The 13,129-nt window shown below is 70.0% G+C and carries 13 protein-coding genes and 1 pseudogene; 8 read left to right on the top strand and 6 right to left on the bottom strand.

The window, feature by feature from the left end; all coding sequences use genetic code 11:
* Positions 1-38: 38 nt before the first annotated feature.
* The 5 genes and pseudogenes from FEF34_RS19155 to FEF34_RS19135 form a co-directional block, all read left to right on the top strand.
* The gene (locus FEF34_RS19155) at positions 39-887 is read left to right on the top strand and encodes a M24 family metallopeptidase (protein ID WP_138054255.1); all 849 of its coding nucleotides are present in this window, start codon (positions 39-41) and stop codon (positions 885-887) included.
* Entirely contained in the window at positions 884-2,668 is a 1,785-nt protein-coding gene (locus FEF34_RS19150; protein WP_234042456.1) for an SDR family oxidoreductase, read from the top strand. The genes FEF34_RS19155 and FEF34_RS19150 overlap by 4 nt, the downstream gene beginning before the upstream one ends.
* Positions 2,669-2,784: 116 nt before the next feature.
* Positions 2,785-3,726 carry a MerR family transcriptional regulator gene (locus FEF34_RS19145; RefSeq protein WP_138054254.1) on the top strand — a complete coding sequence of 314 codons (942 nt, stop codon included), beginning with the start codon at positions 2,785-2,787 and terminating at the stop codon, positions 3,724-3,726.
* A gap of 138 nt (positions 3,727-3,864) precedes the next feature.
* Positions 3,865-4,407, top strand: a complete 543-nt coding sequence (locus FEF34_RS19140) for an RNA 2'-phosphotransferase (protein WP_138054253.1) — start codon at positions 3,865-3,867, stop codon at positions 4,405-4,407.
* A gap of 65 nt (positions 4,408-4,472) precedes the next feature.
* Positions 4,473-4,709, top strand: a pseudogene (locus tag FEF34_RS19135) (LLM class flavin-dependent oxidoreductase); the annotation flags it as partial.
* Between the two features lie 56 nt (positions 4,710-4,765).
* On the opposite strand, the gene FEF34_RS19130 reads toward FEF34_RS19135, so the two are convergent.
* The 5 genes from FEF34_RS19130 to FEF34_RS42065 all read right to left on the bottom strand — a co-directional run bounded on the left by FEF34_RS19130 (position 4,766) and on the right by FEF34_RS42065 (position 9,357).
* Positions 4,766-5,167, bottom strand: a complete 402-nt coding sequence (locus FEF34_RS19130; protein ID WP_138054252.1) for a DNA-binding protein — start codon at positions 5,165-5,167, stop codon at positions 4,766-4,768.
* Complete coding sequence (locus tag FEF34_RS19125) at positions 5,164-5,412, bottom strand: type II toxin-antitoxin system CcdA family antitoxin (protein WP_138054251.1); 249 nt, start codon at positions 5,410-5,412, stop codon at positions 5,164-5,166. Before FEF34_RS19125 ends, FEF34_RS19130 begins: the two co-directional genes overlap by 4 nt.
* A gap of 113 nt (positions 5,413-5,525) precedes the next feature.
* Positions 5,526-6,728 carry a hypothetical protein gene (locus FEF34_RS19120; protein WP_138054250.1) on the bottom strand — a complete coding sequence of 401 codons (1,203 nt, stop codon included), beginning with the start codon at positions 6,726-6,728 and terminating at the stop codon, positions 5,526-5,528.
* Between the two features lie 52 nt (positions 6,729-6,780).
* Positions 6,781-7,092, bottom strand: coding sequence for a hypothetical protein (locus FEF34_RS19115; RefSeq protein WP_138054249.1), 312 nt, complete (start codon positions 7,090-7,092; stop codon positions 6,781-6,783).
* 363 nt (positions 7,093-7,455) lie between these two features.
* A complete protein-coding gene (locus FEF34_RS42065) occupies positions 7,456-9,357 on the bottom strand; it encodes a hypothetical protein (protein WP_199800679.1) in 1,902 nt (633 codons plus the stop codon).
* 210 nt (positions 9,358-9,567) lie between these two features.
* Between FEF34_RS42065 and FEF34_RS19105 the strand changes: the two genes are divergently transcribed.
* The 3 genes from FEF34_RS19105 (at position 9,568) to FEF34_RS19095 (ending at position 11,887) form a co-directional block, all read left to right on the top strand.
* The gene (locus FEF34_RS19105; protein WP_138054248.1) at positions 9,568-9,867 is read left to right on the top strand and encodes a hypothetical protein; all 300 of its coding nucleotides are present in this window, start codon (positions 9,568-9,570) and stop codon (positions 9,865-9,867) included.
* A 113-nt stretch (positions 9,868-9,980) separates the two neighbouring features.
* On the top strand, positions 9,981-10,913 hold the full coding sequence (locus tag FEF34_RS19100; protein ID WP_138054247.1) for an LLM class flavin-dependent oxidoreductase: 933 nt from the start codon (positions 9,981-9,983) through the stop codon (positions 10,911-10,913).
* A 104-nt stretch (positions 10,914-11,017) separates the two neighbouring features.
* The gene (locus FEF34_RS19095; RefSeq protein WP_138054246.1) at positions 11,018-11,887 is read left to right on the top strand and encodes an HAD family hydrolase; all 870 of its coding nucleotides are present in this window, start codon (positions 11,018-11,020) and stop codon (positions 11,885-11,887) included.
* Between the two features lie 45 nt (positions 11,888-11,932).
* Here the strand turns inward: FEF34_RS19095 and FEF34_RS19090 are convergent, their stop codons facing one another.
* Positions 11,933-12,985: a M23 family metallopeptidase gene (locus tag FEF34_RS19090; RefSeq protein WP_138054245.1), complete on the bottom strand. Its 1,053-nt coding sequence runs from the start codon at positions 12,983-12,985 to the stop codon at positions 11,933-11,935.
* Positions 12,986-13,129: the final 144 nt, after the last annotated feature.

Below are 13,129 nucleotides of genomic sequence, written 5' to 3'. Positions count from 1 at the left end.
GACGGACGCTACGCGTCGGATCCGGACGGGACGGTGGCATGACCTCGGCAGTGCTGAGCGAACGAACCGCAGAACTGCGGGGGTTCCGGGAAGTGCAGCGCCTGGCCTATGAGTGCGCGGAGGCGGTCGCGGCGCAGCTGAGACCCGGGGTGACCGAGCGGGAGGCGGCACGCATGCAGCGCCGCTGGCTGCACGGGCGGGGGGTGCGGGACTGGTTCCATCTCCCCTTCGCCTGGTTCGGCGACCGGACGGCGTTCGCGGGCTTCCGGATACCGCTGCAGTTCTTCCCGACCGACCGGAGGCTCGAGGCGGGCATGCCCTTCATCCTCGACATGGCACCGATCCACAACGGTTTCACGGCCGACATCGGCTATTCGGGATGTCTCGGGCCCCACCCCCTGCACGACAGGCTGCTCGGGGACCTCCGGGCACACCGGGAGCTCATCCTGCGCGAGGTGCGCGAGCGCCGCTCCCTCCGGGAGGTCTACGAGGACGTGGACGGGCTCATGGTGCGCCAGGGCTACGCCAACCGGCACCGGGCGTATCCGTTCGGCGTCATCGCCCACAAGGTCGACCGGGTCGGGCCGCGGCGCTGGACACCGACGCTGTTCGGGTTCGGCACGCGTTCGCTGAAGGGCCTGGCGAGCGACGCGCTGCGCGGCCACCGGGAGGGCTGGTCGCCTCTGTGGTCGCCCTACCGCTTCTCCGACCATCCGCCGCAACCTGGGCTGTGGGCCGTGGAGCCCCATCTCGGCTTCCGCGGGACGGGCGCGAAGTTCGAGGAGATCCTGGTGGTCACGGACTCGAAGGACCCGGAGCAGAGCGCCTTCTGGCTGGACGACGACCTGCCGCACGTGCGGCGCTGGACCGAGGAGGAGACGGTGTGACCACGGGGATCGAGGGAGCACGCGAGCGCCGGGTGCGCACGGGCGGGATCGAGCTGTGCGTGGCGGAGCTCGGCGACGAACGGCAGCCGACCGTCGTGCTGGTGCACGGTTATCCGGACAGCAAGGAGGTGTGGTCCGAGGTCGCGTCCCGGCTGGCGGCCCGGTTCCACGTGGTGCTGTACGACGTCCGGGGCCACGGCCGCTCCACGGCTCCGGTGCCGCTGCGCGGGGGCTTCACCCTGGAGAAGCTGACGGACGACTTCCTGGCAGTGGCGGACGCGGTCAGCCCGGACCGGCCGGTGCATCTGGTGGGCCACGACTGGGGCTCGGTGCAGTCCTGGGAGTTCGTCACGGTGAAACGGACCGAGGGGAGGATCGCCTCGTTCACGTCCGTGTCCGGCCCGTCGCTCGACCACTTCGGCCACTGGATCAAGAAGCGTACGGCCCGGCCCACTCCGCGCCGGTTGGCACAGCTCCTCGGCCAGGGCGCCAAGTCCTGGTACGTGTACTTGCTGCACACCCCGGCACTGCCCGAGATGGCCTGGCGCGGGCCACTGGGCCGGCGGTGGCCGAAGATCCTGGAGCGGCTGGAGAAGGTGCCGGGCGGTGACTACCCCACCGCCTCGCTGCCGTCGGACGCGGCGCACGGAGCCTGGCTCTACCGCGACAACGTCCGCTTCCGGCTGCTCCACCCCCGCGCCGACGCGTACGCACACGTGCCGGTACAGCTGATCACCCCCACCGGTGACGCGTTCCTCTCCGAGCGGCTCTACGACGACCTCGCGCTGTGGGCCCCGCGGCTCGTGCGCCGCACGCTGCCTGCCAAGCACTGGGTGCCCCGCACCCGCCCCGATCAACTGTCCCGCTGGATAGCCGAGTTCGTGACCACTCACGAGGAGGGAGGCACCTCGGGCACCTCCCGGCCCACTCCCGCGACGGGGTCCTGGGGGAAGTACGCGGAGCGGTTCGGCGGGCAGTTGGTGCTGGTGACGGGCGCGGCCAGCGGCATCGGACGGGCGACGGCGTTCGCCTTCGCCGAGGCCGGAGCACGCGTGGTCGCAGTGGACCGGGAGGGCGAGGGGGCCGCCAGGACGGCGGAGTTGGCCCGGCTGATCGGAGCGCCGGAGGCATGGCCCGAGACGGTCGACGTCTCCGACGAGGCGGCGATGGAGAAGCTCGCCGAGAAGGTCGCCGGCGAGTACGGCATCGTGGACGTGCTCGTGAACAACGCCGGGATCGGGCTCTCCGGCTCGTTCCTGGACACCACGGCCGACGACTGGCGCAGGGTGCTCGACGTCAACCTGTGGGGGGTCATCCACGGCTGCCGGGTCTTCGGCGGGCAGATGGCCGAGCGCGGCCAGGGCGGCCACATCGTCAACACGGCGTCGGCAGCGGCCTTTCAGCCCTCCAAGGCCCTGCCCGCGTACGCGACGTCGAAGGCCGCGGTCCTGATGCTGAGCGAGTGCCTGCGGGCGGAGCTGGCCGGCCGGGGCATCGGGGTCTCAGCGATCTGCCCCGGGATCGTGAACACGAACATCACGGCCACGGCGCGCTTCGCCGGAGTCTCCGAGCAGGAGGAGAACCGGCTGCGGAAGAAGAGCTCCAAGCTCTACGGGATGCGCAACTACCCCCCGGAGAAGGTGGCCGGGGCGATCCTCCACGCCGTCCTGAACGACCAGGCGGTGGTGCCGGTGACCCCGGAGGCCCGGGGCGCCCGGCTGCTGTCCCGGTTCACACCCGGGGCCCTGCGGGCGATTGCACGGTTGGAACCTCCGCTGTGAGCGGTCATGATGTGGTCGCGCCGCACCGGCCCCCCGGCCGGGAGGCGGCGTCCCGGCCTGGAGGCGCCCGCGAGAGATGGGGCGTGCCGACCGTCATGGAGCAGTGAGGAGTGGTCGTGTCCGGGGAGCATGCGGTGGAGTACCGGATCGAGGACCTCGCCCACCACAGCGGGGCGACGGTCCGGACGATTCGCGCCTACCAGGACCGCGGACTGCTGCCCAAACCGGAGCGGCGCGGCCGGTCGAACGTGTACGGGGACTCCCATCTGGCACGGCTGCGTCAGATCGCCGACCTCCTCGACCGCGGGTACACCCTTGCATCGATCAAGGAGCTCCTGGATGCCTGGGACGCGGGGCGCGGACTGGGCGGGGTGCTGGGGCTCGTCGCGGAGGTCCACGGCCCCTGGTCCGACGAGGAGGCCGACCGGATAAGCCGGGTTGAGCTGGAAGCGGCCTTCGGAGGAGAACCCGACGAGGAGGCGATCGCCGAGGCGGTGGACCTCGGCGTACTGGAGCGCATCCCGGGCAGGGACGACGAGTTCCTGGTGCCGAGCCCCCAGGAGCTGGCAGTGGCCGCCGAGTTGCACGCCGCCGGCGTCCCCTTGGTGGCGATCTCGGGCCATCTGAGGGAACTTCGAGGACAAGTGGAGCATATAGCCTCACGTTTCCTGGAGTTCACCACCGAGCACGTCTTCGCCCGCTATCTCGGCCATCGACCTCCGACGGACGCCGACGCGGCGGATGCGGCGTCGATGGCGCGACGGCTGCGGCCCCTCGCCCAGCAGACCGTCGACGCCGAACTGGCGCGGGCCATGCGGCTGTTCGCCACGCGCCACCTGCATTACCACCTCGGCACCGAGGGGGCTCCGGAGAGCGGCGACGACTCACGCCGGGTGACTCTTCCCGCGGAGACGATTCGGGCCGTGGAAGCGCTTGTTGGGCGAGAGCACGCAGCGGACTTCATCACCGCCGCCACGGAAAGGGAGGTACATACAAGGACATTGGATGCACTTACGGCAAACAGGCACGAGGCCATCGATGTTGATCAAAACGGCTGACGGCCCGCGTAGTTGTCCACAACATCGTCAATTTGCTTGTGGATAAACCGAGTTGGCTGTGGACCAAACATTTCGGCCGTTGTCGTCCGGAAGAAAATCTCGTGGCGGCGCTTCGACTTCCGGCGGCACCCTGAGGACATGGACGAGCAACGCACCGTGAAGGTGTCGAAGTACCTCGCGAAGCACCTGCGGCACCAGCCGGAGCGCATCGGGATCACCTTGGACGCGAACGGCTGGATCGCGATCGAGGAACTGCTGCGCGCCGCGGCCGGGAACGGGTTCCCCATCACCCGGGACGAGCTGGACCACGTGGTGGCGGCGAACGACAAACGACGCTTCATGATCGACGGCCTGCGGATCCGGGCGAACCAGGGCCACACCGTGGAGGTGGACCTGGATCTACCGGTCGCCGAGCCGCCCGCACACCTCTACCACGGCACGGTCGCCCGCAGCCTGGACGCGATCCGGGCCGAGGGGCTGCGCCCGATGGCCCGCCACCACGTGCACCTCTCGCCGGACCGGGAGACGGCGACCCGGGTCGGTGCCCGCAGGGGCCGCCCTGTCGTCCTCGCCGTGGACGCGGGAGCGATGCACCGCGCCGGCCATGTCTTCCACGTCAGCGCCAACGGCGTCTGGCTCACGGACGGCGTCCCGCCGCGGTTCCTGCGCTTCCCCCACTGAGGGACCGGCAGCCGCCCGGAAGGGTACACGCCGGGGCAGCGGGAAGCCCGCGTATGGTCGAGGTCATGCGTCTGAGCACGGTGGTCCTCCCCATCCACCGGTGGGCCGAAGGACAGAAGATCTGGCGGCGGGCCGAAGACCTCGGCTTCCATGCCGCGTACACGTACGACCACCTCTCCTGGCGGTCCTTCCGGGACGGCCCGTGGTTCGGCGCCGTGCCCACGCTCACAGCGGCCGCGACAGCAACACAGAGTATGCGCCTGGGCACCCTCGTCACGTCAGTCAAGGCTTTTTCGCCTATCGCAACGTGACCTGGGGGATTCGCTTTGGGCCGGTGGTGGCAACGGCACTTCCGTACTCAGACGCCGATGAGCCGGACTCGGTCACCGCACAGCCGGGCCATGTCGTCAAGGTCGGACGTCAGTATGGCCACCGGCCCGGGCTGGCGCAGTGCCATCTCGGCGACAGTCGCGTCGATCGCGTACTTGTGGCCATGCAGACCTGCGGCCTTGAGCAGTTCCGCGGACGCTTTCGCTGCGTTCTCGGTCACCGGCTCGACCTTGACGCGGGACAGCACCCACCGCAGCCGGGGCATGTTCACCCGCGCATGGCTGACTTCCACAATGGTGTTGGCTCCGATGACGAAATCGGCACCCATGGCATGAAACACCTGGAACATCGCGAGGATCTTGCGGTCCTGGACAATCCAGGCGGAGACCCCCTGGGAGTCCAGGACGACGGTCTCGACGTGCTCGTTCACGCCGCACTCGCCGACCCGCCCGCGCCCGTCGTCCCGAAGATCCTGGAGCGAGCCTCTGCCAGCTCCTCCTCGGTGAACGCCCCGTGCTCCTCCTGGTGGCGCTGCAGGTCGGCGCCGAGCAGTTGGTGCCGCAGCTGACGCGCCACCGCCTCGGCCACATAACCGGAGACGTTGTCGGTGAGCTTCCTCAGTTCGGCGACCTGCTCGGTCGGCAGCGTCACCGTGATCCGTGTCGTGTCCGCCATGACCCGAGCATACTGCGATATGCGCACCCTCGGGCCATTCCGGCCTGCGGTTCCTCCGCTCCGATGGGCCGCGGCCGACAGCGGCCCGGGGCCTCAACGGGAATCGGTGACTGTCAGCGGCCGACGGCAAGCGCGCTGAGTCTGTCGCCGATCACGGAGACACCGGGGCGGGGTTCGTCCGCGTAGTACCAGGGCTTGCGTCGGCGCAGCAGCGCCTCGCCGTGCTCGCTCCAGGTGAATCCGGGCTTCCGCAACAGCTTCCGGAATACAGCGTCGGCTGTCTCCGGGTGAGCGGCAGCCAGTCGGCGGATCGGCAGTGGAGCGATCGACTCCTCTCGCAGGTACGTGCGCAATAGGTCCTGGTGCTGCCTGCGGGCCACGAGGGCCGGGTCTGCGAACAGGTCCCGCAGCATCCCGTAGTCCACGTAGAAGTTGAGCCCGTCAACCTGGTCGTAGATGACACCGATGGTGTCCGAGTCCGCCAGTTCTCGCGGCAGCTCGAAGAAGGGCAAGTCCAGGCCGGGAAGCCGCCTGCCCCGGGCACGGCCGGGCTGTCCGGCGACGGCGGCTTCTTGGCGGTGGCGGTAGTAGCCATTGAGGAGGTCCTCGGCTTCGGCAGGCGGAAGGACCAGTTCGTCGCCGCCGCAGAACTCGACGAACGCGGCCCGGTCCTCCCGCATCCGCTGCCAGCCCTGCTCGATCTTCACGGGGTTGCGGAAGACGAGTTCGGGCTGGTTGGTCGCCAGACGGATAGCAGCCTGGGCGATCTCGGTGGCACTGGACTTGGGGTAACTCGACATCGCCCCGGACACCAGCCACGCCCCGCCGGCCGAGTGGACCGGTACCAGGCAGGTGTGCAGGAAGCCCCCCTTGGACACTCCACGGAACGCCGCCCGCCCGACATTGGAGTACGTGCGGTACTCCAGGTCGTCGACCAGGTTCAGCAAGACGACGGCATCCTTCTCCTTGCGCTGGATCTCGAAGATGCCCTCGACCGGGTCACGCCAGCCGAGCAGAATCTCCCGGTCGACCGCGGTCAAGTCCTTCCGTCCCGCGACGAAACGGTCCACCACGGTCGAACCGCCCGGAAGGCGGTACCGCAGGATGAAGTGGTCGATGATCCGGATTGCCCCGCCCTCGTCCAACTGCCGCTCAGGCCCAGCGGCCTCCAGCAGGAGGGGCGTCAACCACCGGTCAAAGCGGGCGCTCTGCCCGAAGGCGACCAGCTGCCCTTTCAACTCGGCACTGCGCTCGATGAGGTCGGCCAGCGACGGTTCGCCGCCGCCCCGATGCGTGCCCTGTACGGCGTCAGCCACGTTCAGCCCTCCCAGACAAGCCGGTTCCGAGTGGGGTGTGCGGTGCCCGACCTCAACCGGCCCAGTGACGGTACGCCTCGATCCACTCCGCGCCCTCAGGCGCCGGGCTGGGCAACGGCAGCTCCAGGATTCCGATCGATTGCCGCATGCCGCCGCGAGAGCACAGGGCGACGATCCTTCCGTCCGGCGTGAGGTCGATGCCGCCCACGGTTACCTCGACGCCGAGAACCGGGGTGGTGAAGGGCAGGCAGAGGTGCTCCTCAAGCATGGTGAACAGACCGGTCAGCTGCTCGTCCTCGTTGTAGGCGTCGACAGTCGCATCTTCGATCATGGCCTCAAGCTCGGCCGTGTCCAACGCGCTCATGGGGCAACACTAGCCACCCTCGGGGTGACACAGGGCGGCCATGACACCGCTGGTATCCCATCTCCGGTACGACGATGGCGCATGGTGGCCCGCAGCATCGGCCAACACCGACCCCGTCGCGGCGCTCGCCCCAGTCTGGGAGCAGCGGTCACCGACCTGAACGAGATATGACCGCCACCGTGAGTCGCCAGGTGAACCATCCAGACCAGAAAGCCGGGAGGCACAAGTTCACGTCAGTCAAACCTCGTCCGCCCATCGCGGGCTGACCTGCTGAAACGCTCCTTGCGCCGCGAGCGGGGAGCCGCGCTCGGCAACCCCACGATCATGCATGCGGGCATACCCGCGGCGTCGCCGCCTCAGCTCTCATCCGACGAACGCTGAAGCAGCGGCCAGGCCGACCACCAGGGCAAGGGAGGGCCCCAGTGGCAGGCCATTGCGACGTGAGAAGCGCTGCCCGACGGGACGCAGCTCTGGCTGACGGTGCAAGACGGTGAGTTCTTCGACCACCCGGGTGTGTGACGGGCGCAGCCCCAGTCGGCGCTCGACCCATGGCCAGCCGAGGCCGGGGAGGCGCCAGAGGTCCCCTCTGCAGAGGCGGATCTCGACGCTGCCGTCCGGGGTGTACACGGCTGCCCGCAACTGGTCCCACGGCACGTTCCGCACGTTCCAGGGGCCGACGAGCCACACGCCCTCCCGGTCCGCGGTGACGCGCCAGTTGAGCAGGGTGGCCGCCGGGCTGATCAGCATGAGCAGGCCGAGCAGGGGGACGATGTCCCAGCCGAGTCCGTCGGTCATTAGTGAGCCGGTGAGGACGTGGACCCCGCCGACGATCACCGCGCTGAGCGCCAGCCCGCCGACTCTGGCCACGGCGCCCGGTCCCCAGCGAATGGGACGATCGGTGGGCTTCCGGCCCGCGGCCACACTATCCACATGGTCAGCGCGATCCACGCCGTCGCCGTGCCGCGCTTCAGTGACGGCGGATGCGGCGTCCATGTCCGCAGGAGTCTCCCCTACGGGCCCCTCCCCAGGCCCGGGCATCCGGACTGGTCCGACGGTGTGGGTCACTACGGGGGTCCCATCGGCGCCCGTGGTGATGAAGGCCAACTCGCCACCTTCGTACGGCGCGCCGAGCATCACGGCTTCGTGGAGCCTCGTCTCGGTGATCGGGACGTCGTCGATGTCGTCGGCGCCGTCGGCGTCGTGGACGACACCGGTCTCCGCGCCGGGCTCCTCGCGGTCATCCGCGTCCGGGAGCACCGGTACGCAGGTACAGACGAAGAGGGGTGTGCGCCCCGCGGCGTCGTCGGCGGCGTAGACCCAGGTCCGGCCCTCGTGGTCCAACCGCTCCAGCATCCGCAGAGCGTGCACCGGTCCGAGACGCAGCGCCGTATCGCGTCGACGTGCCAGAATCCCCGTCGTCAACAGTGAGAGCCCGGGCAATCCGCCGGCCAGGGTCAGCAACTGCCAGCCGAACGCGTCGTACGGCTCGGTGGCCAGGCGCCGCCACGATCCGTCCTCCAGCACCACCACGGTGGTTCCGAGTCTGTAATCCTCGGGGAAGAGGGCGTCGACGGTAATGCGACGCCCGTCATGGGTGCGGACACGCAGCGACATGTCTGTACGGCTGGTGACTTCGGCCTCGGTACGCGTCGCCACGGCGGCCTGCCGCTCGTCCACCTGCACAGCACGCAAGCCCAGGACGATCGCGCCGACGGCCACGGCGCACAGCACCAGCCCGGCGGTGATCGGGATCGTCCCCCGCCTCAGCGGGCCGACAAGCTCCACCCGGCGGTGCTCAGCGCCGGCGGTCCGCTCGACGAGCCGCCGCTGCCGCTGCCGGGCCGCCAGCCGGGCCCACGCCGCTGCCCAGCCGAAGCCGAGGGCCGCGATGACCGCCAGATTCGCTGCCCGGGATGCCCATCCGAAGGAAGGAATTTCCTCCCATGCCACGATGCCCACCAGAGCCGGTGCAGCGACAAGGGTGAGCTCCGGGAGCCGGGCGTACCAGTACAACAAGCCGACGGCCAGGCCCATCTGCACCATGCCGATCCAGTCCGGACCGCACGGGTCCGCGTCGCTGCACACCGGTACCGGCTCCATGGCAATCGCCGCGACCACCGTCGCCAACAGCGCCAGGATGGACCACAGCGGCCTCGCCCACGAGGCAGGGCGGGCGCTCGCCCAGGCCGCTGCGTCGGCGGACAGCCAGGCGGGAACGCCTTCGGAAACGGAGCCTGACGGTATCGGTACGGGGGTCTGGGACACCCGAGGATTATGCGGCAGGTTGTGTCGAGTCGGCGGCGGATCCAGCTTCGCTGGTCACGTCACCGTCCCCCGGATGAGCAGTCGTGGCGGGCACGACGTCGACATGCTCCGCCGGGATGGGGGAGTTACCGAGACGGGCGGGGTTCGGATGAGACAGGGCGACGCCGAGTACCTGGCAGCACTGGACGCGACGATGGAGATCCTTCGGCGTTGGGCACGGGAGGACGTATCGACGGCTGGTACAAGTCCCTCAGCCAAGAGCTGAAGGCGAATGGGCACAGCGTCCACTACCGCGGCCGGATCATCAGCCTCTTGTTGGGTGACGCCTGCCGCCGGGACAGCTTGGGGCTTGAGCCCATGCTGTCCGCCATCGTGGTCCTCAAGGCAACCGGCAGGCCCGCCGGCCAGTTCTTCGAGTTGACGAAGGGTGCCCCATTCAGCCGGACGGCCGCGGACTCGACCTGGGAGCAGGAGCGCGCTCGAGTCTTCGCGCGCTACCGCGAGAGCTGAACGGCGCCAGGTACCGCTCGGAGTACGTGGACTCAACGCCGCCCGCCGCAGCGCAGTCGCGGAAGCCTCGCGCGCCCGACGCTCACCGATCGCAGGAGCGTAGGGTCGCTGGCATGCGACTGAGCACGGTGATCCTCCCCATCCACCGGTGGGCCGAAGGACAGAAGATCTGGCGGCGGGCCGAAGACCTCGGCTTCCATGCCGCGTACACGTACGACCACCTCTCCTGGCGGTCCTTCCGGGACGGCCCGTGGTTCGGCGCCGTGCCCACGCTCACGGCGGCCGCGACAGCAACACAGAGTATGCGCCTGGGCACCCTCGTCACGTCTCCGAACTTCCGGCACCCGGTCACCCTCGCCAAGGAACTGATCACTCTCGACGACATCTCCGACGGCCGCGTGACGCTGGGCATCGGGGCCGGGGGCAACGGCTTCGACGCGACCACGCTGCTGAAGGGCGACGAGGAGCCGTGGACGCCCCGGGAGCGGGCCGACCGCTTCGGCGAGTTCGTACCCCTGCTCGACAGGCTGCTGCGCGAGCCCGCCGGCACGACCCACGAGGGCCGCTTCTACGCGGCCCGGGAGGCACGGAACGTACCCGGCTGCGTACAGCGGCCCCGCCTACCGTTCGCCGTCGCCGCCACGGGCCCCCGCGGACTGGGGCTCGCCGCCCAGTACGGGCAGGCCTGGGTGACGACGGGCGATCCGAAGCTCTTCGAGACGGGCACTCCCGAGCAGTCCGTCGAGGCCGTGGCCGGTCAGCTGACCAAGCTCGGCAAGGCCTGTGCCGAGGCGGGCCGGGACGCCTCCGAGCTGGACAGGATCCTGCTCACCGGGTTCACCCCGGACTTCAATCCCGCCGTCCCGGCCCCCCGGCGGGGCCGTCCGCTGGACTCCCTGGAGGCGTTCGTGGACTTCGCCGGGCGGTACGCGGAGCTCGGTTTCACCGAGATCGTCGTCCACTGGCCCATCGACGACTCCGTCTTCGCTGCCGACCAGGCCGTCTTCGAGCGCATCGCCACCGAGGCCGTCTCCCGGCTCGGCTGATCACGCAGGGCCCGACGGCGTCCCGGTTACGGGGAGCCAGCGGACGACCACTCAGATGTGCGACCCCCTGCACGGCCGTGCAGGGGGTACGGGAGAATGCACGCGTGACCTCAGCTACCGATCCTCTGCCACTGCCCTCGACCGTCCGGCTCATCGCCACCGACCTCGACGGCACCCTGCTGCGTGACGACAAGTCCGTCTCGGAGCGCACCATCGCCGCACTCGCGGCGGCGGAGAGGGCGGGGATCGAGGTCTTCTTCGTCACGGGCCGCCCGGCGCGCTGGATGGACGTCGTCAGCGACCATGTGCACGGCCACGGGCTGGCGATCTGCGCCAACGGCGCGGCGGTGGTCGATCTGCACGCCGGCGGGAAACTCCTGGAGGTCCGTCCGCTGGGGCGCGGGAACGCGCTCGACGTCGTACGGAGGCTGCGCGACGCGGCACCCGGAACCTCGTTCGCGGTCGAGACCGCCACGGGGATCCACTACGAACCCGGCTACCCGCCCTTCCACCTCGACCCCGGCGCCACGGTCGCCGTCGCCGAGAAGCTGCTGCACGAGGAGAAGGCGGGGTCCGCGGCCCCGGTACTCAAGCTGCTCGCCCAGCACGGCGAACTGGTCCCCGACGGCTTCCTCGACCTGGCCCGCACTGCCGCCGGGCACCTGGCCACCATCACCCGCTCCAGCCCGACCTCGCTGCTGGAGGTGAGCGGTCTCGGGGTGTCCAAGGCCTCGACGCTCGCCCTGTGCTGCGCGGAGCGCGGCATATCGTCGGACGAGGTCGTGGCCTTCGGCGACATGCCGAACGACGTGGAGATGCTGACCTGGGCGGGCACGTCGTTCGCCATGGGCAACGCCCACCCCGACGTGGTCGCCGCCGCGTCCGGCCGGACCGTGGCGAACAACGACGACGGTGTCGCGGTCGTCATCGAGCGGCTCCTCGCCGCGTCGCACGGAGCCCGGCCGCGGGCGTAGCGCCCGGGAAGCATCGGGGACGGGCCTCGGCCGCCCGCCGAAGGGTCACAGCCAGACTCCGCGGTTCCGCAGCCAGGTCACCGGATCCACCGCCGATCCGAAGTCCGGGGTGAGCCGCACCTCGAAGTGGAGATGGGGCCCGGTCGAGTTGCCCGTGGTCCCGGCCTGGCCGAGCCACTGGCCGGTGCGGACCCGGTCGCCCTGGTCCACCGTGACGGAGGCGAGGTGCGCGTACTGCGAGTACCAGCCGTCGTTGTGCTGGACGACGATCTGCATGCCGAAGCCTCCGCCGCAGGAGACGGACACCACCCGGCCGGCGCCGATCGAGCGCACGGGGCTGCCGATCCCGACGGCGAAGTCCTGCCCGGTGTGCCGGTTCGCCCAGCGTGTACCGGCACTGTCGAAGCCGGCCGACAGCGTGTAGCGCTGGACGGGCGTCACCCAGGCCGAACCCTCGGGAAAGTCCGTCTGCGGCAGCGGGACCGAGCCGGAGCACTGCCCGGAGGCCGCGCTCCGGTCCGCCTGTGCCTGCAGTGACCATCGCGCCGCGTCGAGCTTGGTCTCGATGCCGCGTTTGATCCGCGCCAGCTCCGCCGTACGGGCGTCCAGGCGGTACCAGGCCTCACGAGCCCTCTTCTCCGCCACGGCCGTCAGGTGCTCGGCTTCCCTGGCCTCCTCCAGCAGCAGGTTCACCGTCAGCGTGGCCTTGGCGTACATCCGCTGCCCGCGCAGCAGCTCATCGGGATCGGAGGCGAACATCAGCTCGACGGTGGGCGCAAGGTTGCCACCGCTGCGGTACTGCGCCCTGGCCACCGCGCCGAGCTTGTCATGCATCTTCCGCATCTCGCGCCGTCTGTCGGCAAGCTGCCACTGCAGCTGGTCGAGCCGGGCGCGCTCGGCGACGGACGCCTGCAGTCCCCGCTCGTACGTGGCGGTGGCCTTGGACACCTCCTCGAGCAGCTGGGCGACCTGCACGCTGACGTTGGGGCCGTCATTCGCGGACGCGGCGGGCGCGGGCAGCAGTGGGAAGGCGACCAGCAGCGCGCACAGCAATGGCCTGAACAGCCGCCGGTGGCAGTCGCGTTGTCGGTGTCCCATGCTCGGATCGTCACATCAGACCCTGAGGTTTTGCCACATTTATCCAGGTACGTACGGCCATCCGGCCCAGCCGTCCGGGGGCCCTCGGCGACACCTCACGACGCGTTGGTGACGGTGCGTCGGGACCGCCGGACTGGTGGCCGG

The sequence above is a fragment of the Streptomyces marianii genome, from assembly GCF_005795905.1.
GTDB lineage: Bacteria > Actinomycetota > Actinomycetes > Streptomycetales > Streptomycetaceae > Streptomyces > Streptomyces marianii.
This window is presented reverse-complemented; position numbering and strand designations above follow the sequence as displayed.